General features: G+C 64.1%; 23 protein-coding genes. 17 read left to right on the top strand and 6 right to left on the bottom strand.

Annotation, left to right across the window (positions count from 1 at the left end; translation table 11 throughout):
* Positions 1-156: 156 nt before the first annotated feature.
* A complete protein-coding gene (locus OK352_RS11845) occupies positions 157-801 on the bottom strand; it encodes a TetR/AcrR family transcriptional regulator (RefSeq protein WP_265141691.1) in 645 nt (214 codons plus the stop codon).
* 124 nt (positions 802-925) lie between these two features.
* Here OK352_RS11845 and OK352_RS11840 point away from each other — a divergent pair, with 124 nt between their 5' ends.
* The 5 genes from OK352_RS11840 to OK352_RS11820 all read left to right on the top strand — a co-directional run bounded on the left by OK352_RS11840 (position 926) and on the right by OK352_RS11820 (position 5,726).
* On the top strand, positions 926-1,927 hold the full coding sequence (locus tag OK352_RS11840) for an ABC transporter substrate-binding protein (RefSeq protein WP_265141690.1): 1,002 nt from the start codon (positions 926-928) through the stop codon (positions 1,925-1,927).
* A 25-nt stretch (positions 1,928-1,952) separates the two neighbouring features.
* A complete protein-coding gene (locus OK352_RS11835) occupies positions 1,953-2,168 on the top strand; it encodes a hypothetical protein (protein WP_265141689.1) in 216 nt (71 codons plus the stop codon).
* A gap of 21 nt (positions 2,169-2,189) precedes the next feature.
* Positions 2,190-2,942: an amidohydrolase family protein gene (locus OK352_RS11830; protein WP_306387803.1), complete on the top strand. Its 753-nt coding sequence runs from the start codon at positions 2,190-2,192 to the stop codon at positions 2,940-2,942.
* On the top strand, positions 2,939-3,973 hold the full coding sequence (locus OK352_RS11825; protein ID WP_265141688.1) for a hypothetical protein: 1,035 nt from the start codon (positions 2,939-2,941) through the stop codon (positions 3,971-3,973). The genes OK352_RS11830 and OK352_RS11825 overlap by 4 nt, the downstream gene beginning before the upstream one ends.
* Positions 3,974-4,217: 244 nt before the next feature.
* Positions 4,218-5,726, top strand: a complete 1,509-nt coding sequence (locus OK352_RS11820) for a DHA2 family efflux MFS transporter permease subunit (RefSeq protein WP_265141687.1) — start codon at positions 4,218-4,220, stop codon at positions 5,724-5,726.
* 52 nt (positions 5,727-5,778) lie between these two features.
* Here the strand turns inward: OK352_RS11820 and purD are convergent, their stop codons facing one another.
* A complete protein-coding gene (gene purD / locus OK352_RS11815) occupies positions 5,779-7,074 on the bottom strand; it encodes a phosphoribosylamine--glycine ligase (RefSeq protein ID WP_265141686.1) in 1,296 nt (431 codons plus the stop codon).
* An 18-nt stretch (positions 7,075-7,092) separates the two neighbouring features.
* Here purD and OK352_RS11810 point away from each other — a divergent pair, with 18 nt between their 5' ends.
* Positions 7,093-7,458, top strand: coding sequence for a sterol carrier family protein (locus tag OK352_RS11810; protein ID WP_265141685.1), 366 nt, complete (start codon positions 7,093-7,095; stop codon positions 7,456-7,458).
* 129 nt (positions 7,459-7,587) lie between these two features.
* Here OK352_RS11810 and OK352_RS11805 read toward each other — a convergent pair whose 3' ends face one another.
* Positions 7,588-8,244 (bottom strand): sortase family protein, encoded by a 657-nt coding sequence (locus OK352_RS11805; protein ID WP_265141684.1) that lies wholly within the window; start codon positions 8,242-8,244, stop codon positions 7,588-7,590.
* Between the two features lie 139 nt (positions 8,245-8,383).
* On the opposite strand from OK352_RS11805, the gene OK352_RS11800 reads away from it, so the two are divergent.
* The 7 genes from OK352_RS11800 to purF all read left to right on the top strand — a co-directional run bounded on the left by OK352_RS11800 (position 8,384) and on the right by purF (position 16,727).
* Positions 8,384-10,369: an HtaA domain-containing protein gene (locus tag OK352_RS11800; protein ID WP_265141683.1), complete on the top strand. Its 1,986-nt coding sequence runs from the start codon at positions 8,384-8,386 to the stop codon at positions 10,367-10,369.
* A 127-nt stretch (positions 10,370-10,496) separates the two neighbouring features.
* Complete coding sequence (locus OK352_RS11795; RefSeq protein ID WP_265141682.1) at positions 10,497-11,585, top strand: ABC transporter substrate-binding protein; 1,089 nt, start codon at positions 10,497-10,499, stop codon at positions 11,583-11,585.
* Entirely contained in the window at positions 11,582-12,739 is a 1,158-nt protein-coding gene (locus OK352_RS11790) for a FecCD family ABC transporter permease (RefSeq protein ID WP_265141681.1), read from the top strand. Before OK352_RS11795 ends, OK352_RS11790 begins: the two co-directional genes overlap by 4 nt.
* Positions 12,736-13,521 carry a heme ABC transporter ATP-binding protein gene (locus OK352_RS11785; protein ID WP_265141680.1) on the top strand — a complete coding sequence of 262 codons (786 nt, stop codon included), beginning with the start codon at positions 12,736-12,738 and terminating at the stop codon, positions 13,519-13,521. Before OK352_RS11790 ends, OK352_RS11785 begins: the two co-directional genes overlap by 4 nt.
* Positions 13,522-13,555: 34 nt before the next feature.
* Positions 13,556-14,128: a cell division FtsX domain-containing protein gene (locus tag OK352_RS11780; protein WP_265141679.1), complete on the top strand. Its 573-nt coding sequence runs from the start codon at positions 13,556-13,558 to the stop codon at positions 14,126-14,128.
* Positions 14,125-15,225 (top strand): phosphoribosylformylglycinamidine cyclo-ligase, encoded by a 1,101-nt coding sequence (gene purM, locus OK352_RS11775; RefSeq protein WP_265141678.1) that lies wholly within the window; start codon positions 14,125-14,127, stop codon positions 15,223-15,225. The genes OK352_RS11780 and purM overlap by 4 nt, the downstream gene beginning before the upstream one ends.
* A 44-nt stretch (positions 15,226-15,269) precedes the next feature.
* Positions 15,270-16,727, top strand: coding sequence for an amidophosphoribosyltransferase (gene purF / locus OK352_RS11770; protein ID WP_265141677.1), 1,458 nt, complete (start codon positions 15,270-15,272; stop codon positions 16,725-16,727).
* A 229-nt stretch (positions 16,728-16,956) separates the two neighbouring features.
* Here the strand turns inward: purF and OK352_RS11765 are convergent, their stop codons facing one another.
* Positions 16,957-17,148: a DUF3073 domain-containing protein gene (locus OK352_RS11765; RefSeq protein ID WP_265141676.1), complete on the bottom strand. Its 192-nt coding sequence runs from the start codon at positions 17,146-17,148 to the stop codon at positions 16,957-16,959.
* A gap of 261 nt (positions 17,149-17,409) precedes the next feature.
* On the opposite strand from OK352_RS11765, the gene OK352_RS11760 reads away from it, so the two are divergent.
* Positions 17,410-17,919: a universal stress protein gene (locus OK352_RS11760; protein WP_265141675.1), complete on the top strand. Its 510-nt coding sequence runs from the start codon at positions 17,410-17,412 to the stop codon at positions 17,917-17,919.
* Positions 17,920-17,938: 19 nt separating this feature from the next.
* Here the strand turns inward: OK352_RS11760 and OK352_RS11755 are convergent, their stop codons facing one another.
* Both OK352_RS11755 and OK352_RS11750 read right to left on the bottom strand, forming a co-directional pair.
* A complete protein-coding gene (locus OK352_RS11755; RefSeq protein ID WP_265141674.1) occupies positions 17,939-18,550 on the bottom strand; it encodes a PadR family transcriptional regulator in 612 nt (203 codons plus the stop codon).
* Positions 18,547-19,398, bottom strand: a complete 852-nt coding sequence (locus tag OK352_RS11750; RefSeq protein ID WP_265141673.1) for a DUF4097 family beta strand repeat-containing protein — start codon at positions 19,396-19,398, stop codon at positions 18,547-18,549. Before OK352_RS11750 ends, OK352_RS11755 begins: the two co-directional genes overlap by 4 nt.
* A gap of 164 nt (positions 19,399-19,562) precedes the next feature.
* On the opposite strand from OK352_RS11750, the gene OK352_RS11745 reads away from it, so the two are divergent.
* The 3 genes from OK352_RS11745 to OK352_RS11735 all read left to right on the top strand — a co-directional run bounded on the left by OK352_RS11745 (position 19,563) and on the right by OK352_RS11735 (position 25,313).
* A complete protein-coding gene (locus OK352_RS11745; protein WP_265142023.1) occupies positions 19,563-20,327 on the top strand; it encodes a MerR family transcriptional regulator in 765 nt (254 codons plus the stop codon).
* Between the two features lie 417 nt (positions 20,328-20,744).
* The gene (locus OK352_RS11740) at positions 20,745-24,815 is read left to right on the top strand and encodes an efflux RND transporter permease subunit (RefSeq protein WP_265141672.1); all 4,071 of its coding nucleotides are present in this window, start codon (positions 20,745-20,747) and stop codon (positions 24,813-24,815) included.
* A gap of 3 nt (positions 24,816-24,818) precedes the next feature.
* A complete protein-coding gene (locus tag OK352_RS11735) occupies positions 24,819-25,313 on the top strand; it encodes an NUDIX hydrolase (protein WP_265141671.1) in 495 nt (164 codons plus the stop codon).
* Positions 25,314-25,511: the final 198 nt, after the last annotated feature.

Below are 25,511 nucleotides of genomic sequence, written 5' to 3'. Positions count from 1 at the left end.
AAGGTGCTTCTCGCTCCTGCAGAAGTGCAGCCTCCCTCGGGCATTCAGGGGCCGCTCCCCAGCTCTTCCTGTCGTGACAGTGACGGTGCCGAACGCTACTACTGGCGGTGACGCCGACAAGCCGTGGGGGACGTGTGCTCCGTGACTGCGGGCGCGCTATAACGTCTTGTCACTGGTGATGCCGCCTCGCTTCATGGCCGCGTGGATGTTGGGGTCGAGTGGGTCAAGGTCGGTGAGTCCGAATGCGACTTTTTGGATCATGAACCCGTGGAGCAGGGCGACGATGACGCGGGCGTTTGCCTTGTCTTCGGCGAGGCGCGTGGATCGCTCGGCATCGTGTGTGCGGTGCAGAGCCTTGGCGATGTCGTCGACGACGCGGTTGAAGCCGCTCACCGCGTGTTCGTGCAGATCGGCGTTGTGGAGGAGCTCTGCCCACGCTGCGACGCCGCAGCGCAGCAATTCTTCGTCGGCTTCGCGATCGTCCGCCGAATCGGGGGACCCGGTTGTCGGGTGGGAGTGGATGGCTGTGGCCACCAGGTCGCCGATCGTGATGGTCTCGGTTTCCTCGATGGTCCGCAGAACCGGGTCGAAGACAGCTGCAAAGGCGCGCGTCGCGACCTCGACGATCAGCTCCTGTTTTCCAGTGCAGTAGCGGTAGGGCGCGCCGGTGGATAGGCCTGCTTCTGCCGCGATGTCTGGCATCGACGTGTTGTGGAAGCCTTGGCGGGCGAAGCAGCGGCCGGCGGCCGCGATGATCTGGTCGCGGTTCGAGGACCGCTGCTCATCAGTGATCCGGGGCATGGGATCTCTCTTTCAAAAACTCAAAAATGAATGACCATTCGCCTTGACGATACACGAGGCTGCTTCTACCATATAAATGAATGAGCATTCACGGAAATGGATTTTGGAGAGATGGAGGCTGATGATGACTGACGTGAGCATGCGGCTCGGTGGAGCTGACTACTACGAGCACGCTTCGGCGGTTTTCGATGGAAGGGTGCCGATCAACGGGGTGGATGTCGTTGCTCACCCCAAGCCCTTGGTCTCGGACGTCTTTCAGGGAATGATCCAGGGACAGTACGACGTCGCAGAATTGGGATTGACGTATTTCCTGCGGATGTGGGACACCGAGGAATCGCCTTTCATCGCGCTGCCGATTTTCCCGGCTCGCAACTTCCGCCACTCCTCGGTCTTCGTCAACGCCGACAGCGGGATCCAACGACCCGAGGACCTGATCGGTAAAACGGTCGGTGAGTTCGCTCTCTGGGGCAGTGATCCGGGGGTCTGGGTCAAGGGCATCCTCGCCGATGAGTACGGCGTGACACCCGATCAGATGAACTGGGTCATTGGTGGCACGGATCATCCGATTCCGTCGTTTGACTGGCTGCCCCAGCCGGTTCCAGAGGGCGTGAGCGTGCGCCACGCCGGTGACGGCGAGACCCTTGCAACCATGCTGGAGGCGGGTGAGATCGACGCGCTCCTGTCGGTGGATGTCCCGCAGTCCTTCTTGACGGGCACGGGGAAGATCCGTCGGCTCTTCCCCGACTATGAGTCGGTCGAGCGAGACTTCTATGCCAGGACCGGCATCTTCCCGATGATGCACGTCGTCGCGATCCGCAAAGACTTCCACGCCGAGAACCCTGGCGTTGCGCGGGCCGTATATGACGCGTTCCTGACCGCGAAAGACCAGACCCAGCAGTACTACCTGGGCCAGGCGGCCAAGCAGCACATGGGCGTAATCACCCCGTGGTTCAGCGAACTGTTTGCGCAGAACCGACGGCTGATGTCGGATGACTGGTGGCCCTACGGGGTCGAGAAGAACCGCCACGCGGTCGACACCTTCCTGCGCTATCACCATGAGCAGGGCCTGTCGCGGACTCTGCTGACCAGCCAAGACATCTTCGTCCCCGAGCTGCTCGGGTCATGATTCTGAACGAGGGACGGTGGAACTGATGAAAATCGTTGCTCTTGAGGAGCATTTCGTGACCGGCGCCGTGCTCGACGGGTGGCGACGGCTTGACTCAGCCGACCGTGACCTTGCCTTTGCGCCATCAGCCGAAGGGGACACCAGCAGGCGGCTTCTCGAACTCGGCGACCTCCGGCGCACCGCGATGGCACGCACCGGAGTAGATGTGCATGTGCTGTCGTTGACGACCCCCGGCCTGTAGAACCTCCCGGAGTCCGACGCGCTGCGCCTGCAGGTCGAAACCAACAATGCTCTGGCAGACACAGTCCGCAGCGATCCAGAGCATTTTCAAGGACTTGCCGCTCTGGCGACCACGTCGCCGCCGGCCGCCGCAGAAGAGCTGCGACGCGCGGTCACTGAACTCAATCTGGACGGGGCGATGCTGTACGGGCGAACCGGCGAGCGGAATCTAGATGACCCCTCGTTCTGGCCCATGTTCGAGATGGCGCAGCAGCTACATGTGCCGCTCCATCTGCATCCGCAGTCCCCGCCACTGGCCGTCCGCGAGCACTACTACTCCGGATATCCACCCGCTGTGTCTGCCGGGTTTGCCACGCACGGCATCGGTTGGCACTACGACGCGGGGGTGCAGTTCCTTCGTCTTGTGCTCAGCGGCGTCTTCGACCGATTCCCCGGGCTGCAACTGGTGATCGGGCACTGGGGCGAACTCGTGCTCTTCTATCTCGACCGCATCCAGCAGCTCGCCACGGCAGCAGCGCTGCCTAGGCCGCTCACGGACTACGTGCGGAACAACCTCTTCGTGACGCCCAGTGGAATTCTCAGTCGACGCTACCTCGCGTGGGCTTCGGAGGTGATCGGAGTCGATCGGATCATGTTCGCCACCGACTACCCGTTCGAAGCATCGTCCCAGTCGGGTGCCCGCCGGTTCCTCGAGCAGGCTCCGCTCGATGAACATGAGCGCGAACAGATCGCCTCGGGCACGTGGCAGCGGCTGCGAGAGGGGATCCGGCGTTGAGCGTCCAACGCCTGAAGATGGCATCCCTCGAGTATGACCAGTTCCGCGCGCTGGACGACAGGACAGTCGGTGTCGAAGGGGCCGAGCTTGAGATCGAGCATCCGAGGATCGTGACCGAGGTCTTCGAAAGGATGATCCGTGACCACGACTTCGACCTCGCCGAGATGGGGATGACGTACTACCTGCGCACGCTCGAGTTCGACGATCCTCCGTTTATCGCATTGCCGGTCTTCCCCGCCAGAGTATTTCGACACTCGGCGATCTTCGTCAACGCCGACAGCGGGATCAGGCGGCCCAAGGACCTTGAGGGGCGCAGGATCGGAGAGTTTGCCACCTACGGACACGACGCTGGAGTGTGGGCAAAAGGCGCCCTCGCCGACGACTTCGGCGTCGATCCCACTGCAAGCAGTTGGGTTGTCGGCGGACTGGACCGAGCGATCGCCCCGATCGACTACATCCCCTTCCTGCATCCGCCGCAGACCGATGTGAGCCTCGCACGGCCCGGGGCCGACCTCGGAACCATGCTGGAAGCCGGTGAGATTGACGCGCTCATCTCCGGAAACGTTCCCCAGGCTGTGCTCAACGGTTCGCCGAAGGTCAGACGACTCTTCCCCAACTACGGCCGAGTCGAACGGGAATACTTCGCACGCACCGGTATCTTCCCCATTGCGCACGTGATGGTGATGAAGCGCGAGGCAGTTGCCGCTGACCCCACTCTGGCGTCGCGGATCTACCGCGCCTTGGAGGCGTCCCGAGCAATAGCACTGAACGATTACCGCGCTGGACGAGTCACCAACTTCGTCGAATCCATGCTCCCGTGGCTGAACGAACTCGTCGAACTTGGCACCGACGTGCTCGGTCCCGACCCATGGGCATACGGCATCGAAGCGAATCGCACCACGATCGACACTTTCCTCCGCTATCACTGGGAGCAAGGCCTCTCCACACGGCGGATAACAGTGGACGAGATCTTCGCCGCTTCGCTGCGGGATACCAGTATGTCCGGGTCGACACCGAGAAAGACACGATGACCGACGGCGTCCCGCGACAGGATCTGCAGAAAACGACGAATGCCGGTCCCCGCGCTCCGGGTTGACCTGAGCGCACGCACGCCCCTGGCGTTGAACCCTGCTCACACGACGAACCGTGCTTCAGCGAGTGGTGTCGCCCCGTGCCGGCGACAACGTCATGTCGGTTCACTGGAGTAGTCTCCTGAAAGTACATGCGGTGAATGAAGGCGTTCCCCCGCACGGAAAGATCGAGGCAGGAACACTCATGGACCGCACTATCCGCCCCTGGCCAGCACTCTGGGCGCTCGTCATCGGATTCTTCATGATCCTTGTCGACACGACGATCGTGTCCGTGGCAAACCCAGCAATCATCGATGGCCTCGACACCAGCATCGACGAAGTTCTGTGGGTGACAAGCGCTTACCTTCTCGCCTACGCAGTGCCACTGCTCATCACCGGACGACTCGGCGATCGCTTCGGCCCCAAGCGCCTGTACCTGACCGGGCTGGCCCTCTTCACTCTCGCATCGGCCGCCTGCGGACTCTCGACCGACATCACCATGCTGATCGTCGCCCGCGTCGCACAGGGCTTCGGCGCCTCGATGATGACGCCCCAGACCATGGCCGTGATCACCCGCATCTTCGCGCCAGACAAGCGAGGTGCCGCCATGGGACTTTGGGGTGCGACAGCTGGCGTCGCCTCACTCGTGGGCCCGATCCTCGGCGGCGTTCTCGTCGACGCTCTGGGGTGGGAATGGATCTTCTTCATCAACGTCCCCGTCGGCGTGATCGCCTTCGTCGCTGCCGTTCGCTACGTGCCGCGGCTGACGACGCATACGCACCGCTTCGACATCGTCGGCGTCATTTTGAGCGCTGTCGGGATGTTTCTGCTCGTCTTCGGAATCCAAGAGGGCCAGAGTTATGACTGGGGTGTCATCTGGGGGCCAATCTCTGTGTGGTCGCTCATCATCACCGGTGTTGTCGTTCTCGTCGCCTTCGTCATCTGGCAACGTGTGACGAAGACGGAGCCTCTCGTTCCTCTGCGGGTCTTTCGTGACCGCAACTTCTCACTGGGCAACGCTGTCATCGCCACCGTCGGCTTCGCGGTGACGAGCATGGCGATTCCGCTCATCTTCTACCTGCAGATCGTGCTCGGCTTCACCCCCACGGAATCGGCGCTCATGATGGTGCCTATGGCCGTGATCTCCGGCGTCCTCGCCCCCTTCGTCGGCAGGCTCATCGACCGCATCAACCCCCGCCTCGTCGCGACAGCCGGCATGACCTGCTGCGCACTCGGCCTCTCCTGGTACGCGGCCGTCCTCACCCCCGACCAGTCGGTTGTCACGCTTCTGCTCCCCAGCGCCGTCCTCGGCCTCGCGAACGCCGCCATGTGGGGGCCGCTCGCGACAATGACGACGCGCAATCTCTCGCCGGCACTCGCCGGTGCGGGCTCAGGCGTCTACAACACCACGCGTCAGGTGGGTGCGGTGCTCGGAAGTGCATCGATCGCCATGCTCATGCAGACACGTCTGGCTGCCGAATTGCCCACGGCAGACGGGGCCCCGGCCGGAACAGAAGTCGGCCTCGCCGGCAGCCTTCCGGAATTCCTGCACGATGGTTTCAGCGCGGCGATGGGGCAGTCGCTGTTGCTGCCCGCCGCGCTCTCGCTTGTGGGAGCGATCGTCACGCTGTTCTTCGCAAAGCCGAAACCGCTGATCGCGGAATGGGGCGAACCCGCACCGGCGCCCGCACCCGCACCAGAGTCCACGAACTGACCCGAGTCTCTGCGTGTGGTGACGCTCCCGCTCAGCGCGTTGCCACGTGAGCTCAGTTCGTGGCGACACGCTCCGCGATGTCCGACCGGTACTGCATTCCCTCGAGTCCGATCCGGCCGATCGCATCGTAAGCGCGTTCCCTCGCCTCAGCTGCGGTGGTGCCGAGCGCCACAACATTGAGCACACGACCACCGGATGCTGTCAGCCGCACACCGTCGGTCGTGGCCGTTGCCGCATGAGCGATGTGGACCCCCTCAACGTCTCCAGCCTCGTCAAGGCCGGTGATCTCACGGCCGGTGATCGGCGTTGCCGGATAGTTCTCACTCGCGATGACGACGGTCACTGCCGTCGTCATGCCGAACTCCGGTCGGTCGGCCTCGTCAAGCGTGCCGGTCGCCGCTGCGTAGAGCAGGGACGAGAGCGGCGTTGCCAGTCGGGGGAGGACCACCTGGGTCTCAGGGTCGCCGAACCGCGCATTGAACTCGATGACGCGGATTCCCGAATCGTCGGCGCTTTCTCGCTTGTCGGTCAGGATCAGCCCCGCGTACAGCAGACCGATGAACGGCGTCTGGTCCTCGGCAAGCTGACTGATGACCGGCTGCGCGATCGTGCGGATCACCTCGTCGACAAACGCATCCTCAGTGCCAAACGTCTCGTCGAGCCACGGAAGTGGCGAATACGCGCCCATTCCGCCGGTATTGGGTCCCGCATCACCATCGCCCAGCCGCTTGTAGTCCTGCGCGGGAGAGAGCGGAAGCACACGATGCCCATCGCTGAGGAGGAACAACGAAACCTCGTGACCGTCGAGGAACTCCTCGACAAGGATGCTGCCACGGGGCAGATACGTGCGCACATGATCGAGGGCAGCATCCCGATCCGTCGTGACGAGTACGCCCTTGCCCGCGGCGAGTCCATCCGCCTTCACCACGTACGGTGCCCCGAACGCGTCGAGCGCTGCTTCGGCCTCGGCGATGGTCGCTGCACGCTGTGCGCGGCCGGTGGGCACCCCGGCAGCATCCATCACGCGCTTAGCAAAGGTCTTGGAGCCTTCAAGCTGCGCGGCGGCCTTACCCGGCCCGAAAACGGGAATACCCTGCTCGCGGAGCTCATCGGCGACACCGGCGACAAGCGGGGCCTCTGGCCCGATCACGACGAGGTCAACAGCCTGCTCGATCGCGACATTCGCCACGATCACGGGGTCGTTGATGTCGAAGGATGCTGTCGCGACATCCCGTGCGATGCCGGCATTGCCAGGCGCAGCGATGATGTCGTGGCCAGCGTCCTCGGCCAGAAGCGACAGGATGATGGCGTGTTCGCGGGCGCCAGACCCCAGCACAAGAATCTTCACGAGTACTAGCCTATGGGTATGGCTCGAGCACGCATCGCCGATGACATCGGAATTCCTGCCGTTGACAGTGCTGTTCGCGAGGCCGCATCGCGCGACGACATCGCGACGGCCGTGCGATTCACGCTTCAGCTGCTCGCCGAACGCTTTCCCGGCAACACGGTCGAAGTGCGGGTTCCACCGTTCGGCGCGACCCAGTGCATCGAGGGGCCGAAGCACACGCGCGGGACGCCTCCCAACGTGATCGAGACCGACGCCGAGACATGGCTCGCTCTCGCGACAGGGTCACTGGCGTGGGCGGATGCTGTCGACACCGCATCCGTGACAGCATCCGGGAGCCGTGCCGACCTCACCGGTCGTCTGCCCGTGCTGCGCGTGCGCAGCTGAGCGGAGGCTGTCTGCTCGCGCGCGATGGAGCGACGGACGGGTATTGCCGGTGTGCTCCAGAGTCGCGGTTGTTGCCGCAGTTGGATCGTGCAGCGATGGTTGACTGGGCACCGCTGAGGGGCGGGCGACTCAGGGATTCAGCTGTGCGGTGATCACGATGTTCTCGTGGGAAGGTCCGCCCTCCGGACGCTGAAGGCACGTCACAATGATGAGGCGGCCCGAGGTGTTCTTCCAGACGGACGCCTCACTCTGGATTGCGGCTTTCGTGATCGCCATGTCTCCCGTGATCGTGTAGGTCAGCTCGCCAATGCTGACCTGAGCTCCGGGTTCGACGCTGGCGCGCTCGGCATCGACATCGATGAGGGCGTTTCCCGGGCCGACGCCGCCACCCCGCAGGGAGTGCATGACGACAAAGACCGTGCCCTCTGACGCGTCGTCGGGGGAGACACCGAGGTTGCGCACGGTGTAGGCGGAGGTGAAGCCCGGTGGGGTGATGTCCCCGTCCACCATCGTGAGCGACCCGAGCGGCACATTCAGCCCCACCGAAGGAACGACGAAACGGTCGCCGACGTCATCAACGGGGTTCATCTTCTCGAGAATCGCGGGGTCAGGTGTCGTGCCCGGATCGAGTTCGACGGCGTTGCCCTCCAGATCTGTTGCGCCTTCCGGGGAGGTCGTCACCATCGTGGTTCCGGTGATGATCAAGGCCGCGGCGGCGACGGCGACGAGCGACGTGGTCAGCCACCGGCGCCACGTGTTCGGCGTTCTTCGTGACGAGTCGGGCACGAGGATCCTCCGGAAAAAGCTCTTGTGAAATCTGTGTTGGTGAGGCTAGCCTCATTAAAGCAAGCCTAGCCTTAATAAGGTAAGGCTGTGCTTAATTAGTGATCATCTTCCTTTTACACCTCAATACAGGAGCACAACCGTGGAATCACAGCTCTCCGGTCGGCTGCGGCGTGGCGCCGCACTGCTGACAGCGTCAGCTCTGACCGCCGCTGGTCTTGTCGTCGGTGGGACGTTCTTCGCCCCGACCGATGCCGCCAGCGCCGCAGAAGACGCGACCGTCTCGAACGCGAGTCTCACGTGGGGGGTGAAAGCCTCATTCCGGAACTACATCTATAACTTCGAGATGTTCGAGGGAAAGAGCACGCTTCTCGGCACGGCGACGCAGGAAGGCGATACTGGCGCAATCACGTGGAACGGGGGGAGCGGCACGGCAGCGCCAGACGGCACGACGGCCGATGTCGAGTTCGGTACGGGCAACGGCATCCACTTTCAATCGCACCCGATGGACGCCGGCTATGCCCTCGACCTGCAGTTTCTCGACCCGCATATCGTCGTGACGTCTGCGACGACGGCAGAGCTGCGACTCGACGTCACCGGGCGCGAGTTCGTCGACACCACAACCGTTGGACCCGAGTATCACCTCGATGACGTGACGGTGGCGAATCTCGATCTGTCCGCCGCGAGCACAACGTTCGACGAGGACTCGCTGACCTGGACGGGAGCGCCCGCCACGCTGACGGACGAGGGCGCGGCAGCGTTCGGCGGCTTCTACAATCCGGGTGAAGTCCTCGACCCCGTCACGTTTACACTGCCCATCGAGGTCGTGCCCGAGAAGCCGGCACCGGAGGAGCCAGATCCCGGTGCTGAGCTGACCACCGACGTGGCGGTCACCGATGTCTCGGCCGACGCCGGCCTGACGGTCAACGTGACCGGCACGGGATACGTTGATCTGCCGCTTCCCACCTCCGGGCGGGCCGCAGGCATCTACGTGGCGATCCGCGATGCGACCACAGTGAGCAATGACGACATCAACGCGGACCCGTCCAGCCCGGCAGCATCCGAATTCGTCACGCTCACCGACGGCGAGTTCTCGCAGAGCCTGACTGTTGAGCCCGACGCTCTCGACGCGGATGCCGAGTACGAGGTGGTCATCTGGTCCGCCCACGGGACGATCACCGATGAGACGCTCATCGACACGATCCCCGTCGCACTCACCGCAGACCAGCGCAACGCGCTCTTCTCGGATGAGAGCGGCGGCGAGACCGGTGGCGAGCAGCCCGGTGACGAGAAGCCGGGCGATGACGGAGCCTCGGATGACTCGTCAGGCGATCAGAGCCAGGGCGCGCCGGGCACCAGCACACCGGGCACGGAGACCCCGGCGGCTCAGAAGAAGCCGCAGATCACCTGCACCGTCGAGAACGTCGCCGGTCGTGCCGGCACTCCGCAGCTGTCATGGGGCGTGAAGTCGTCATTCGTCAGCTACATCGAGGGTGGCATTGCCAACGGCTCGGTATCGACGTCGAACGGCGCGTCTCGCACCGGTGGCGGATTCCTCTGGGGTTCCGGCTCGGGCTCGATCAGCGACGCGGGACAGGGCACCGTGAGCTTCCCCGGCTCTGTGCACTTCACGGGACACGACGGGATCCTGAATACGACGATCTCAAATCTGCGCGTCACGGCGACCGGTTCGAACGCGGGTACCCTCATCGCTGACGTGGCGTCGAAGGATATGGACGGCAACAACGTCGGCGGCAGCGGAATCACGTTCGCAAACCTGAGCTTCTCGTCACTCTCTGCCAGCGGAGGCACGGCCTCGACGACCCTGACCGCTGCTGGAGCCAAGGCGTTCGCCGGCTTCTACGACGCCGGTCAAGCCATGGATTCGCTGACCGTATCGTTCTCTGGCGCGCGTAATTCGTCGACCGAGCAGGTCTGCTACGACGAGAACGGCAACCGGGTCAACCCGGACGGCACACCGTACACGGGCGGCCCCGCGGTGAACACGGGCGGCGTCATGGCGGCAGCTGACACCGAGGTTCCGGCCGGCGCCGGGTGGGGCGTGCTCGGATTCGGCTTCCTGCTGACTCTGTTCGTCGCTCGACGCCTCCTCGTCGCCCGGCGCTGACAGCGCTGACCCACAGAATGCTGACGCATCAGGATGCTGACGCAGGGGGAATCTGCGGCCGGGGCGGACGTCACGATGACGCCCGCCCCGGCCCACCTCCCTCCCCGTTCACGAAGGTAGGAACCAGGTGAAATACAGGAAGAGCCGCGCAGCGCTCGCCGTTGTCCTTGCTGCGGTGACCGTCCTCACGGCCGCATGCTCAGCACAACCCGGAGCAGCAGCACCAAAAACCGGGTCACCGACATCGTCGACCCAGACGGCGTCTCCGGATGCTGTCAACGCGCTCGAGCTGACAGGGCCCCGTGGGGCGCCCGTCATTGCCGACATGGAGCCCGTCGTGACGGACGCCGATCCGTCGCTGCCCGCCACGGTCACCGATGTGAACGGCACAGAGGTGACTGTCTCGAGCGCCGACCGTGTACTCGCGCTTGACCTCTACGGAACACTCACGGATACCGTGATCGGTCTGGGACTCCACGACCGCCTGGTGGGACGCGCCAACTCAGATCTTCAGGCTCTCCTCAGCGACCTGCCCGTCGTCACAAAGAACGGCCACGACCTCAACGTCGAAGCCGTCCTGAACCTGAATCCCGATCTCGTGCTCACCAACACGACGATCGGAAGCGACAAGAACTACGCACAGCTCGAAGATGCGGGCGTCACCGTCGTGCGTTTCGAGCAGGTGCCGCACATCGACGCGATCGCGGGTGCGATCGCCGACGTAGGGGCGGCGCTGGGCGTTCCCGATGCCGCCGAACAGCTCGCTGAGCACACGACGGAAGAACTGGCGGCCGCTCAGGACGAGATCGATGCTCTCCGTGCAGAGACACCGCGTCCGCCGCGAGCTGCCGTACTGTATGTGCGGGGGACCGCCGGCATCTTCTTCATCCTCGGAGAGGACTACGGGGCCGCAGACATCCTCGCGGCGCTCGGCCTCGAAGATGTGGCGTTGGAGAACGGCATCACCGACCTGAAGCCGGCGAACGCTGAAGCACTCGTCACGCTGGACCCCGAGATCATCCTCGCGATGAAACAGGGCGTCGAGTCGACGGGCGGCATCGACGGGTTGCTGGACCGCGCGGGAGTGTCCGAGACGACGGCGGGGTCTCACGAACGCATCGTCACAGCGCCGGACAGCCAGTTGCTGTCGTACGGGCCGCGGACTCCGCAGAGCCTGATCGCCCTGGCCCGTGCGATCTATACAGCAGCGGCATGACACGTCTTGAGCCCACGAGATCGGGGGCACTGACTCCCAGAACGACGTCACCCGCTGTGCCGCCGACCGATGTCTCAACGGTCGACAGTTCGGCCACCGGTTCTCGAGCAGTCGGCCGGAACCGGCGAGCGGCACGCATCATCGTCACCACGATCATCCTCTCGATCGCAGCCGGCACCGTCGCACTGCTGACCGCGGGCACCGGACAGTATGCTGCTGGTCCGGGCGACGTTGTCGGGTCCCTGGTGCGTGGAGTGCTCGGCCGTACAGACGACGCAACGGTGCAGCTCGATGCCGTGCTCTGGTCGATCCGCTTCCCCCGGGCGCTTCTGGCGCTCATCGCCGGAGCCTGCCTGGCCGTCGCCGGCGCCGTCATGCAAGGGGTCTTCGCCAATCCGCTCGCCGAGCCGAGCATCGTCGGCGTCAACTCGGGAGCGTCTGTCGGCGCAACGCTCGTCATCGTGACGGGCGTGACTCTCACAGCATCCTGGGCTCTGCCCGTCGCCGCATTCGCTGGTGCGCTTGTCGTCACACTTCTCGTCTGGTCGCTCTCGCGCGCGGGTGGAAAAGCTGCAGTTCTCACGCTCGTGCTCGCCGGTATCGCGATCAACGCCGTCGCAAGCGCTGTGACGAGCTTCCTCATTTTTCTCGGTGACGCGTCGTCCCGCGAGCAGGTGATCTTCTGGCAGCTCGGCACGCTCTCGGGAGCCTCGTGGGGGAGCGTCGCCGTGACCGCGGGGGTCTTCGCCGTTGGATTCACCGGCTGCCTGCTGATTCGCACGCAGCTGGACGTCTTGGCACTCGGAGATTCTTCAGCGGCGTCAAGCGGTGTTCGCGTGGAATGGCTGCGCGTGGGAGCGATTCTGCTCTCGTGCCTGCTCACCGGAACGGCCGTCGCCTTCGGCGGTGTTATCGCATTTGTCGGCCTGATCGTCCCCCACGCCATCCGGCTGGCCGTGGGGCCATCGCACCGCGCTCTTGTGCCACTATCAGCGCTCGGCGGCGCCGTTCTGCTGGGCGCCGCCGATATCGCTGCGCGCACGATCGTGCCGTTCGCCGACCTTCCGATCGGCATCTTCACGGCGGTCGTCGGCGGGCCGCTGTTCCTCATTCTTCTGCGGCGCACGCTGCGCGGTCAGGGGGCACGCGCATGACCGCGACACTTCAGATCAGCGATGTACACGTCACGATCGAGAAGCAGACGATTCTCGACGGCGTCTCGCTCACGCTGAACCCCGGTCGTGTCACGGCGATCATCGGGCCCAACGGAGCAGGGAAGTCGACACTCCTGGGCGTTGCCGCGGGAACGGTGAAACCGGATGCTGGTGCGGTCACGATCGCCGGGCGCGACCTTCGCCGCATCTCACCGCGACGCGCCGCTCGGCAGCGCGCCGTCATGCCTCAGGACACGGCTGTGGCCTTCGCGTTCACCGTGCGTGAAGTCGTCATGATGGGACGCACGGCGTGGGGCGACAGTCCGGCGCGCTCCGAACGCATTGCACGGGACGTACTGGAGCCCACGGGGCTTCTGCCGCTCGCCGATCGTGAAGTCACAACGCTGTCCGGCGGCGAACGGCAGCTCGTGGCCTTCGCGCGAACCATGGCGCAGGCGACGCCCGTGGGGCCGGGCAGCATCCTGCTACTTGACGAGCCGACGGCGGCGATGGACATCGCACACGCTGAGGCAACGCTCACACTCGCACGGTCTCTGGCCGACGCGGGCGCCGCCGTGGGAATCGTCGTGCACGATATCGACGCCGCTGCCGCCTACGCTGACGACCTCGTGCTGATGCACCGCGGGCGGGTCGAGGCCGCCGGCCCGGTGCACAACGTCTGCGCACGCGGACTGCTGTCTGCCGTGTACGGCACCCCGATCGATGTGTTCGAGCGCGACGGTCGGATACACGTCGTGCCGATTCGCGCACTGGCCGTGTGAAACGCACACAGCTTCATGCGCGACAATAGAAGGCATGAGCACCACTCCGGGCGATGCGTCCGAGCGCCCCGAATCTTCTCAATCCAGCGAGCCGCAGGCCGAGCGTGTCGCGTCAGCGACACCACCTGAGTCTGCGGAGGCAGCCGCGCCCGCAGACGCTGCTGAGCCTGCAGAAGCAGCAGTGTCTGCAGAGGCCGCCGCACCCACCGAGACGGCCTCTTCGCACTCCGTCGCCGTGCGCCGCGCCCCCAAATACCAAACGTTTCTGCTCATCGGAGTCATCGCCGGCCTCATCGCCGCCATGATTCTCACGTTCGCCTTCCAGCGTTCCCCAGAAGAGATCGATCCCGCCGCAGGCGAGGTGTACTTCTCGCCGAGCACAGTCTTTGGATTCCTGCTCCTCATCTGCATTCCGCTCGGCATCGCGATCTTCGGGCTGCTCGCCTGGGTCATCGATATCAGCAACCGGAAGAAGACGCACACCGTCCAGGTCGATAAGGTTGATGTGCGTGTCAGTGAGCCGCAGGCAGCGACCCCTGCAGCATCCCCGTCGGCCGAAACCGGGTCGGCAGAATCCCCGAAACCAGAGCAAGAGGACAATCTGTGAGCAGTTCCGCGACATATCGCGAAGCCGGAGTCGACACCGCTGCAGGAGATCTCGCGGTCAGCCTGATGAAATCAGCTGTCTCGGCCACACACGGCCCCCAGGTGCAGGGCGGCTTCGGCGGTTTCGCCGGGCTCTTCGACGTCTCGTATCTCACCGAGTTTCGCAAACCACTTCTCGCGACGTCGACGGATGGCGTCGGCACGAAGGTCGCGATCGCGCAGGCGATCGACAAGCACGACACGATCGGGCAGGACCTCGTCGGCATGGTCGTCGACGACATCGTCGTCGTGGGCGCGAAACCGCTGTTCATGACCGACTACATCGCCTGCGGCAAGGTCGTTCCCGAGCGCATCGCCGACATCGTGCGGGGTATCGCCGAGGCGTGCTCGGCCACGGGAACCGCCCTCGTCGGCGGTGAGACCGCCGAGCATCCGGGTCTGATCGCCGCAGACGAGTATGACGTTGCGGGCGCGGCCACGGGGGCCGTCGAAGCGGATGCTGTTCTTGGCGAACACCTGGTGAAAGACGGCGACGCCATCATCGCACTCGCCTCAAGCGGGCTGCACTCGAATGGCTTCTCACTCGTGCGGCACATCCTCGCGCAGCAGAACATCAGCTATACCGATACCTCCGCCGAACTCGGCGGAGTGGTCGGGGACGTCCTGCTCGAACCCACCCGGCTGTACACGACACCCGTTCTCGACGTCATCGACGCGGTTCCCGGCGCGATTCACGCGTTGTCGCACGTGACGGGCGGCGGAATCGCCGCGAATCTCGCGCGTGTACTCCCGAGCGGCTCGTGGGCCGAGGTTGACAGATCGACGTGGTCACCCGCTCCGGTGTTCCGTGTGCTCAGCGACATGGCCGGCTCTGCGCTCACAGACAGCGAAGGAACGTGGAACCTCGGCATCGGCTTCTTCGCCGTCGTCGATGCTGCTCAGGCAGCATCCGTCATCTCGCATCTTGACGCCGCAGGAATTGCCTCGTGGCAGGTCGGCGAGGTGCATACGAACGAACGGGATCTGACCGGCTTCGACAAGGGCGCGAAGGGCGTGGACGGCGGCGCCGTGCGTCTCGTCGGAGACTATGCGAACTGACACACCCACCCCCGAACACTTGACTCAACCGGGAGCTTCCTGACATGTGCGGAATCGTTGGAATGGTCTCACAGGAGCCCGTCAACCAGCAGATCTACGACGCCCTGCTCCTCCTGCAGCACCGCGGGCAGGATTCCACGGGGATCGCCACGGCCGAAGGCGCACGTTTTCATATCTCGAAAGCGAGTGGGCAGGTGCGTGAGGCATTCCGCACGCGCGACATGCGATCTCTCGTCGGCAACATCGGGCTCGGCCACGTGCGCTACGTCACCAAGGGTGACGCGGCGAATGAGCAGGAGGCCCAGCCGTTCTACGTGAACGCGCCGTACGGGATCATTCTCGTACACAACGGAAACCTCACGAATACCCGCGAGCTAGCCAAAGACCTCTTCCACGTCGACCGGCGGCACGTGAACTCGACGAGCGACACCGAGATGCTGCTCAACGTGCTCGCCAACGAGCTGCAGAGCCAGATCTCCGGGCTGGAGCTCGACCCCGATCAGATCTTCACTGCCGTCGAGCAGGTGCACGAGCGCGTCGACGGTTCGTATGCGGCAATCGCGATGATCGCCGGGCACGGGCTGCTCGCGTTCCGTGACCCGTACGGCATCCGCCCGCTCGTGCTGGGCCGGCGCCCCACCGGCATGGTGGGAGACGACTGGGTTGTCGCCTCGGAATCGCTCGTGCTTGAGGCCGCGGGGTACGAAGTCGTGCGCGACATCGCACCCGGAGAAGCCGTCTTCATCACCCCGAATGGCGAACTGCATTCGCGCCAGTGCGCGAAGGCGCCGCGCCTCGTTCCGTGCTCGTTCGAGTACGTGTATCTGGCCCGCCCAGACTCGATCATGAACGGCATCTCGGTCTACGACGCCCGGCTGCGGCTCGGCAACCGGCTCGCCGACACCATCACGACGCACATGCCGCTTGGCGATGTCGATGTGGTGATGCCGATCCCGGACTCGTCGCGCCCCGCGGCCATGCAGGTGGCGCAGAAGCTCGGCATCGAATACCGCGAGGGGTTCTACAAGAACCGGTACGTCGGCAGAACCTTCATCATGCCGGGCCAGGCGCAGCGCAAGAAGAGCGTGAGACAGAAGCTCAATGCCATGGGCAGCGAGTTCAAGGGCAAGAACATCCTGATCGTCGACGACTCGATCGTGCGCGGCACGACATCGCGGGAGATCATCGAGATGGCCCGAGCCGCTGGAGCAAACAAGGTGACCTTCACCTCAGCCGCGCCGCCGGTGCGGCATCCGCATGTCTATGGAATCAACATGCCGACCCGCGCCGAGCTGATCGCGCACGATCGCAAGATCCCCGAGATCGGTGAGGTGCTCGGAGCAGACCACATGATCTACCAAGAGGTCAGCGATATGAAAGAAGCCATCATCGAGGGATCGGACGTCACCGACCTCGAGATGAGCTGCTTCACCGGCGACTATGTCACCGGCAGCGTCACACCGGAGTATCTCGAGTGGATCGAGCGCACACAGCTGTCATGACGGGGAGCGGACTGACGCTTCAGCCTGACCTCTCAGCGCAGCCCAACCACGCAGCGCGTCCCGCTGCGACCTGCTCGGCTCTGCGGAGCTGAGTCGCTCGGCCGCGAGGTCCCGGCGACGGTCGAGTACCTCACGGGAACGTCAGCCTGCTCGGCAGTGCGGCGTGAGCGCAACGTGAAACGGGCGCGCGAGAAACCAACGCCCCGACGGGGCAGAGCGACTCGCCGAGTCAGGCCCGCTTCTTGTGGTCCTCCGGGACGTCATCGACGTACTCTGACCACTTCGAGACCTCGTCTTCGTACGGGTCGTGAGTTTTGCCACCGAGCTCGCGTTCGAGCTGGTCGTAATCAACTTCTGGGCTGAACGATTTGAGCTCACGAGCGATCTTCGTGTGCTTTGCCTTTTGACGGCCGCGCCCCATGCGAGACCCCCTCACAAAATCAGTATTCGGACAGTAGGTCAACTGTCCGCGGTTGCACTAACCAGGGAACGATAAGACTAACCCCGAGTTTAGCATGTAGCCATCTTGATCTCTCCTGTGAGACTCCTGCGGCACCACTCGGAGGACTCCGGCGCATCGGTACATGCAGACGGTGGAATATGCGGAGAATCCGCGAAGGAGCGATACGCTGAGAGGGAGGCAAAGAAGCCTTGTTCGCAATGGCGAGAGGAGTTCGAGATCATGCAGAACCCCGAGAACGGTCCGGTCCTTGTCGGAGTCACCGGAGAGCAGCCGGAAAGTGTCCCGCAGAGGGGCGTCGCCTTCGCGAAGGCGTTTGGCAGAGACGTCGTGTTCGCCTGGGTTGATACCACCCAGTACACGTCTGGGTTCATGTCGGACGGCACCGTCGCCTTCACCACATTTGACCCCGATCCGACGGCCGATCACGAGTCAGACAGCACGTGGCTGCAGGAGCGGGCGCGCGTTGCCGCTGATGCCGAGGGCGTGTCGTGGTCGACCCGTGTCGGTGCCGGACAGCCATCAGCAGTCCTGGGCGCGATTGCCGATGAGATCGGCGCCAGCATGATCGTCGTCGGCACGCGGGAGCCCGGGTTCATCGCCGGGCTGCAGGAGTTCCTCGGCGGCTCCGTCGCGGCGCATCTGGCGCATACGCAGTCGCGCCCGGTTGTCGTGGTGCCGCTGCTGCCCGCCGATAAGGGTGAGCGCGTTCCGTGGGAGCCCGAGTCCTGACCCGCACTCCCACGGTGAGTCATGACGGTCGCAGTAGTTCGCGCACCCGCGCCAGCTCCGACCGTGCCGTCGTGACGAGATCGCGATCGACGACTTTGCCGGCGGAGATCGCTGTGCGCAGGTCGCTGCGCAGGTCCTTTCGGAACTGCGCAACCGCGGTTTCGATTTCGTAGAGGGCGACGCGGCTCTCTGTGCGCGAGTCCGTCTCGTGCGGAGTCGTCACGGGTTCTTCCGTCGGGGCCGTTCGTGCATCGCGCGCGGCGGAAGCCAGCTCGGCGCGAAGCGAGCGCATGGCATCGTTCACTCCCGTGCGCACCTCGTCGGCAAGGCGCCGCACTGAGTCGCTCACCTCGTCTTCGATGGCATCGAGCTCATCGGCTCGGCGCTCAAGCTCGGCTCTGCCAGCATCCGTGATTTCGTAGACGTTCTTGGAGCCGTCGCTGGTCTTGACGACGAGCCCTTCGTCGGCGAGCTTCGCCAGCCGGGGATACACGGTTCCGGCACTTGGGCTGTAGGTGCCGCCGAAGCGTTCGCTGAGCGCCTGAATGATCTCGTAACCATTGCGCGGGCGATCGGCCAGCAGTTTCAGCAGATAGAGGCGCAGGCTGCCGTGCGCGAAAACCGGGGTCATCGCACTGCTCCGTCTGCGTCGACGCTGAACGTCGATGTGTGTTCGACACGTCGGATCACCGAGATATCGCCGGAGACGGTATTGGCGGCGACCTCGACGACGGAGTTGCCCGTGCCGGTCACTGTTGTCGAGTAGCCGCGGCCGAGTGTGCCCTCAACGCTCTTGCCGTCGACGTGCACGCGCCCGCTGACGGTGTTGATGGCGCAGCGGGCACCGAGATCACCGTCGACGCGGGCCGTGAGATTTCCAGACATCGAGTTGAGACGGATGCGGTCGCACGCGCCGCGTGCGTCAATGAAGACGTCGCCCGACACCGTGTTCCCGGTGAACTTCTCGATCTCGCCGGCAGCTGTCACGTCGCCGGAGACCGTGTGCACTGCGATGGAGCCGGTGTGGTCGCTGACGTTCAGGACACCGGAGACGGCGTTCAGCTCAATGTCGCCGGTGAGGCTGTCTGCTCCGATTTCACCGCTCACGGTGCTGAGCCGAGCGTCGGTCTCCAGCCCTGAGAGCAGAGCCTGTGCGCTGACGACGCCGAACGACAGGTCGATGTCGCGGGGGACGAGCAAACTCACCGCCGCTGTCGCCTTGTCAGGGCCAAACGCTCTGAATGTGTCGATGAAGTTCTCCCAGCGCAACTGAGGATGATCGATCTCGAGGAAGTCCCCGTCGATCGCCACCTTGAGCTCGCGCCCTGAGACATCGTGAACCTCGATGCGCGCGGTGTCTTCATCGTGCCCGATGACGTCGATTGCACCGCCGATCAGTGCCACCTTCAGCGAGCGGATGATGCCAGTGTCGATCACGCGGGACTCGCCCGGTTGAATGAACCATTTCTCTCTGCTCATGGTCGTCTAACTCCCTCACAAGAATAACGCGATATATCGCGAGTGATAGAAACACGATATATCGCGTTTATGGATTCGGCAAGACTGATCGGGAAGTTGCGCTTGACATTGACGCAACGTCAACTTCTATCGTTGTTCACATCGCACGACGAAAGGAGAGCATGATGCGCTGGTCGATACACGAGATCGCGAAACACGCGGGCACCACGACGCGAACGCTGCGGCATTATGACCACATCGGTCTGCTGCAGCCCAGCGACGTGGGAGCAAACGGGTACAGGTACTACGACGACGCGGCCCTTGTGCGCCTGCAGCGCATCCTTCTGCTGCGCGAACTCGGTCTCGGCCTCCCGGCAATCGCGGAGGTCATCGATCGCGAGGCGGATGCTCCGGCTGCGTTGCGTACGCATCTGACGTGGCTGCGCCGCGAGAGCGAGCGCATTTCCCGGCAGATCGCGTCGGTCGAGACCACCATCAGCACATTAGAGAAAGGAGAGGGTGTCATGGCAGAGACCATGTTCGACGGATTTGACCACACCCAATACAAGGACGAGGTCGAGCAGCGCTGGGGCAAGAATGCCTATGCGCGCTCAGACGAGTGGTGGCGCGGCATGAGTGAGGCTGAGCGCTCCGAATGGATGCAGCGGCAGAAGTCGCTCGCAGACGACTGGGCGGATGCTGCCCAGCGCGGCATCGCGCCAGGCAGCGACGAGGCGCAGAACCTGGCCCGTCGTCACGCGGCGTGGCTCTCGGGAATCCCCGGTACACCCGGAAGCGAGAAGGGTCGTGCGACGGACGAGTACCTGCTTGGGCTCGGCGAGATGTATGTCGCTGACCCGCGTTTCGCCGCGAACTACGGTGGCAACGACGGTGCGACGTTCGTCCGCGACGCGCTGCGCACCTTTGTCGAGAACGGCCGCCCTGAGTAGTGGTGGTGCGGAATCGCTGCCGCGTTGAAAAGCCGCAGCATGTAAGCGTCGGCCTTGAGGTGTGACAGCGCTGATCGCGGTTAGTGCCAACTTGTGGAGCGTGGGGGTACTGACGTGCAGAGCGCTGTTGCATAAGGTGCTGGCGTGCCGAGGCTCACGCACACACGAATGGGGCGGATGCTGTCACAGCATCCGCCCCACTCGTGTTGTAACGCCTCCCGCGCCGAGTCGTTGTCTCGTGGTTGGTTGGTCCAAGTTGTTATCGGCCGCTACATACTGATGTTCTCAGCAAACCCAGAGCACTCCCGCAGACAGTACTCATAGCCTTCTGTGAAAGAATGCACAGGCGGATTCCTGGCGTGTGCGAAGTGATCTGCGCACGCATCCGCTCCACCCCGAACTTTTCGCAGGAGAATTGTGCATCTTCTCAGCGTCGCCAGCCTGAAGAACCGCGCGCTCATCGCGCTTGTCACCATCGTCGTCGCCGTGTTCGGTGTGATTTCTCTGACGGGCCTCAAGCAAGAGCTCGCCCCGAACATCACGTTCCCGCAGCTGGCGATCGTCACGAACTATCCGGGTGCTTCTCCCAACGTCGTCAATGACGATGTGTCGACGCCGGTCGAGAAGGCGATCAGCGGCGTGCCCGGTCTCGAGTCGACAAGTGCGACCTCGAGCACGAACCTGAGCCTCGTATCGGCGACGTTCACGTATGGCACTGACCTGAACACAGCCGAGCAGAAGATCAACCAGGCAATCGAACGCATCTCGTCGACACTGCCTGAAGACGTTGATCCACAGGTGATGACGGGAAGCCTCGACGACCTCCCGATCATCCAGCTCGCCGTGACCGGCGGCGACAACGAGTCGCTCAACGACCTGCTTGAACGTGTCGCCGTTCCCACGCTTGAGGACGTCGAGGGGGTGCGCGAGGCAGCAATTGTCGGCGCCGCCGGCCAACGCGTCACGATCACACCAGACGTGGATGAGCTCGCAGCATCCGGTGCGACCACACAGAACATTCAGGACGCTCTGCAGCAGAACGGAAACCTGGTCGGAGCGGGGGAGATCACCGAAGACGGCAGTACCTACTCCGTGCAGTCGGGGACCAAGCTAGAGTCCGTCGACGATCTGACGGCACTTCCGCTCACCGGCGTCGTTTCACCGGAAGGCGACCAGGTCACCGTCGGTGATGTTGCCTCTGTCGAGCTGACCGAGAACCCACAGACGACGCGGTCACGTGTGAACGGCGAAGAAGCTCTCACGCTGTCGATCACCAAACTTCCTGACGCCAATACCGTCGACGTCTCGCACGGTGTCACCGACGCACTTCCCGAGCTCGAGGACGCTCTGGGCAGCGACGTCACCCTCACGGTCGTCTTTGATCAAGCCCCGTATATCGAGCAGTCGATCGAGTCCCTCTCGACCGAAGGACTGCTGGGCCTCGTCTTCGCCGTCTTGGTGATTCTGCTGTTCCTGCTCGATGTGCGGGCGACGCTCGTCACAGCGATCTCGATACCCACATCTGTGCTGATCACATTCATCGGCCTGCAGGTGTCGGACTACACGCTGAACATTTTGACGCTCGGTGCTCTGACTATCGCGATTGGGCGCGTGGTCGACGACTCGATCGTGGTGATTGAGAACATCAAGCGGCACCTCGGCTTGAGCTCCGACCGCAGCGGAGGTGGCCGCCTGCAGTCGATTGGAACGGCTGTCCGCGAAGTGGCTGGCGCAATCACTGCCTCCACGATCACGACGGTCGCTGTGTTCCTACCGCTCGCACTTGTCGGCGACATGACAGGTGAACTGTTCCGCCCCTTCGCCCTCACCGTGACGATCGCCCTACTCGCGTCACTGCTGGTGTCGCTGACGATCGTTCCCGTGCTCGCGTACTGGTTCCTGCGCGCACTGTCAGAGAAGCAGCAGGCGAAGATCGACGCCAGGCAGCAGAAGCAGGCAGAAGCAGTCGAAGCCAAAGATCGCGCCCGCGCCGAGGCCGAGGCTGCACGCGTCGCCAAGCGCGAAGCGAAAGCGGCAGCGAAGAGCAAACGTCGTGGTGGCACGGCGACGTCGGCAACACCGGATGCTGCAACAGCGCCCGCCGAGCCGGACGCTGCAACAGCAGCATCCGCGTCGGATGCCGCGCAGACGGCAGACCAGCAGAACCTAACCGCAACGCCCGCTGAACCGGATGCTTCAGCCACTGCACCCGAATCGGGCGTCAGCTCGACATCCGACGGACAGGGCGTCTCGGCAGCGGCAGCTGAGGCAGATGCCGCCGTGACAGCATCCGATGCCTCATCGCGTCCGGCCACCGAGACTCAGCCCGCGAGCACATCGCAGCCGACCGCCGCTGCAGATTCTGAGGGCGCTGCGAATTCTGAGGACGCTGTCGCTCCCGAGGGAGCTGCGGATTCGGAAGCCGCGGACAAGCCGTCCATCGCGGCGATGCCTCCGATCGTGTCCGCTTCGTACATTCGCACAGCGAAGTCGCCTGCTGCCTCGAGCGAGAGCGCCGAAGCCGCTGACGCGGCGACGACGGGAGCAGCCGAGCACCCGGCACCCGCCGGCCAGCCGAGCCCCACCGACCAGATACGCTCTGTCGAACAGACGACATCTGCCGACGCTGGCGATCAGACAGCCGCCGCAGAGGACGAGCCTGCCGGTTCACCTGTGGACGGAGAGCCGACAGCCTCTCCGGAGTCTGATTCTCCGAGCGACTCGCCGGAAGCGGACGAGCCAGAGACTGTCGTGCCAGAGTCCGTCGCACCGGAGACCGCTGAGCCGGCAGGTGTCGCCTCGACAGCATCCGGATTGTCACGTCGTTCGCGCCGCCGCGCACAGACCGACCACGAAGACGAACTGAAGCATCCGACGCTCTTGCAGCGCAGCTACCTGCCGATCATTCGCTGGACGCTCAAGCACTCAGCGACGACGATCATTCTGTCCCTGCTTGTCATGGGCGTCACCCTGGCCGCGGCCCCGTTCATGAAGACGAACTTCCTGGGCGACAGCGGGCAGAACACGCTGTCGGTCACCCAGACCCTTGACCCGGGCACGAGCCTAGACGCGCAGGACAAGGCTGCGCAGAAGGTCGAAGACACTCTGCTCGATATCGACGGCATCGAAACCGTGCAGGTATCGATCGGCTCCAGCGGAAGCTCGCTGAGCGATGCATTCCTCGGTGGGGGCGAAGGCGCGATCACGTTCTCGATCACCACAGACGTCGATGCCGATCAGACGGCGCTGCAGCAGACGGTGCGCGACAAGCTGTCGATGATCGACGATGCGGGAACGATCGAAGTTGCCGCATCGAGCGGCTTCGGCGCATCGACGGACATCGAGGTTGACATCACGGCCACGTCCGCCGATGACCTGCAGAAGGCGACGGATGCTGTGCATGACGCCGTGAGCGGGCTCGATGCCGTCGCCGAAGTCAGCGACAACCTCGCCGAGACGCGACCGTTCATCGAGGTCGCCGTTGACCGGCAGGATGCCGCTGAGGCGGGGTACAGCGAGATCGCGCTGAGCTCGTATGTCTCAAGTGCGACGCAACCGCAACAGGCTGGCACGATCGTGATCGACGGGTCGACGCTCACCATCTACATGGAGGCTGGCGACGAACCCACCACGATCGATGAACTCAAGGATCTCGAAATCCCGACGCCGACCGGCATGGTGGCGCTGTCGACACTGGCGACAGTGGAGATCACGGACGGCCCCCAGAGCGTGACCACGGTGGGCGGCGACCGGTCGGCAACTGTGAGCGCGACGCCTGCTGGCGACAACATCGGTGGCGCGAGTGCCGAGGTGCTCGAAGCACTCGACACGGTGGACCTGCCGTCGGGCGCTACAGCCGAGATCGGCGGCGTCAGCGCCGACCAGGACACCGCGTTCCAGCAGCTTGGCATTGCGATGCTCGCGGCGATCCTCATCGTGTACATCGTGATGGTGGCGACGTTCCGGTCGCTGCGTCAGCCGCTGCTGCTTTTGGTTTCTGTGCCGTTCGCGGCCACGGGCGCGATCGGGCTGCAGCTGGCGACCGGGGTCCCGCTCGGGGTTCCGTCGCTCATCGGCGTCCTGATGCTGATCGGCATCGTCGTGACGAACGCCATCGTGCTTGTCGACCTCGTGAACCAGTATCGAGATAAGGGACTGAGCGTGGCGGATGCTGTCGAGCACGGCGCCGTCAGACGTCTGCGCCCGATTCTCATGACGGCGCTTGCGACGATCTTCGCCCTCACTCCGATGGCGTTGGGCATCACCGGTCACGGAGGCTTCATCTCGCAGCCTCTCGCGATCGTCGTGATCGGCGGGCTCGTGTCGTCGACGGTGCTGACTTTGGTCGTGCTGCCGACGCTGTACAACTTGGTCGAGGGTGCGAAGGAACGCCGGGCGGCCAAGCGTGCCCGTAAGGATGCTGACAAAGCGAAGCGAGCTGAGGCCGACGCGTCACCGACGGAAGCCGAGACTGCCGGGGTACGGTGAGGCATGGCAACGCCAGACTTCATCACGGCGCTTCGACGTAAGATCGGGCACGATGAGCTGTGGCTGAGCGGAGTCACTGCTGTGGTGATGCGGCGGGGTGCTGATGGCACTGAGATACTGCTCGTAAGGCGCGCAGACAACGACCAGTGGACGAACGTCACGGGCATCATCGACCCGGGCGAACAGCCGGCGGATGCTGCGGAGCGCGAAGTTCTCGAAGAGGCCGGCACTGTCGCTGTCGCCGAGCGCCTCGCGTGGGTGCACACACATCCGCCGGTGCAGTGGCCCAATGGTGACAAAGCTCAGTTTCTCGACCTGGTCTTCGCCTGCCGCTATGTCTCGGGCGAGGCTCACCCGGCCGACGGCGAGAACACGGAGGCACGCTGGTTTGCACTGGGTGACATGCCACGTATGGCGCTGACGCAGTTGGAGCGCATCGATGTGGTGCTGGGCGGCAATGCGGCGGCGAAGTTCGAGCGTGGTGGGGCGACGCCCTGACGCGCCCGGCGGTTGCTGAACTTTACGGAAAATCTGTCACTCCGCGGCAGGCAATCTCGTCCGCACATGACAGAAACCCATTCTCCGCACATGACAGCAAACTGTCCGCTGTCACGTCGGCAACGTCGCACCTTTCTGGGTCAGGACGCGCCTCCTTACGCCTGAACTTGCGTACGTCACTCGGCCTGTGTGCTGCCG

Source organism: Microbacterium sp. MPKO10 (genome assembly GCF_026107415.2).
GTDB lineage: Bacteria > Actinomycetota > Actinomycetes > Actinomycetales > Microbacteriaceae > Paramicrobacterium.
This window is presented reverse-complemented; position numbering and strand designations above follow the sequence as displayed.

What these genes read in the sequence shown, in the direction of transcription:
- OK352_RS11845 (WP_265141691.1), bottom strand. Translation starts at nt 801, where the DNA reads ATGCCCCGGATCACTGATGAGCAGCGGTCCTCGAACCGCGACCAGATC.
- OK352_RS11840 (WP_265141690.1), top strand. Translation starts at nt 926, where the DNA reads ATGACTGACGTGAGCATGCGGCTCGGTGGAGCTGACTACTACGAGCAC.
- OK352_RS11835 (WP_265141689.1), top strand. Translation starts at nt 1,953, where the DNA reads ATGAAAATCGTTGCTCTTGAGGAGCATTTCGTGACCGGCGCCGTGCTC.
- OK352_RS11820 (WP_265141687.1), top strand. Translation starts at nt 4,218, where the DNA reads ATGGACCGCACTATCCGCCCCTGGCCAGCACTCTGGGCGCTCGTCATC.
- OK352_RS11810 (WP_265141685.1), top strand. Translation starts at nt 7,093, where the DNA reads ATGGCTCGAGCACGCATCGCCGATGACATCGGAATTCCTGCCGTTGAC.
- OK352_RS11790 (WP_265141681.1), top strand. Translation starts at nt 11,582, where the DNA reads ATGACACGTCTTGAGCCCACGAGATCGGGGGCACTGACTCCCAGAACG.
- OK352_RS11785 (WP_265141680.1), top strand. Translation starts at nt 12,736, where the DNA reads ATGACCGCGACACTTCAGATCAGCGATGTACACGTCACGATCGAGAAG.
- OK352_RS11780 (WP_265141679.1), top strand. Translation starts at nt 13,556, where the DNA reads ATGAGCACCACTCCGGGCGATGCGTCCGAGCGCCCCGAATCTTCTCAA.
- purF (WP_265141677.1), top strand. Translation starts at nt 15,270, where the DNA reads ATGTGCGGAATCGTTGGAATGGTCTCACAGGAGCCCGTCAACCAGCAG.
- OK352_RS11765 (WP_265141676.1), bottom strand. Translation starts at nt 17,148, where the DNA reads ATGGGGCGCGGCCGTCAAAAGGCAAAGCACACGAAGATCGCTCGTGAG.
- OK352_RS11760 (WP_265141675.1), top strand. Translation starts at nt 17,410, where the DNA reads ATGCAGAACCCCGAGAACGGTCCGGTCCTTGTCGGAGTCACCGGAGAG.
- OK352_RS11755 (WP_265141674.1), bottom strand. Translation starts at nt 18,550, where the DNA reads ATGACCCCGGTTTTCGCGCACGGCAGCCTGCGCCTCTATCTGCTGAAA.
- OK352_RS11750 (WP_265141673.1), bottom strand. Translation starts at nt 19,398, where the DNA reads ATGAGCAGAGAGAAATGGTTCATTCAACCGGGCGAGTCCCGCGTGATC.
- OK352_RS11745 (WP_265142023.1), top strand. Translation starts at nt 19,563, where the DNA reads ATGCGCTGGTCGATACACGAGATCGCGAAACACGCGGGCACCACGACG.
- OK352_RS11735 (WP_265141671.1), top strand. Translation starts at nt 24,819, where the DNA reads ATGGCAACGCCAGACTTCATCACGGCGCTTCGACGTAAGATCGGGCAC.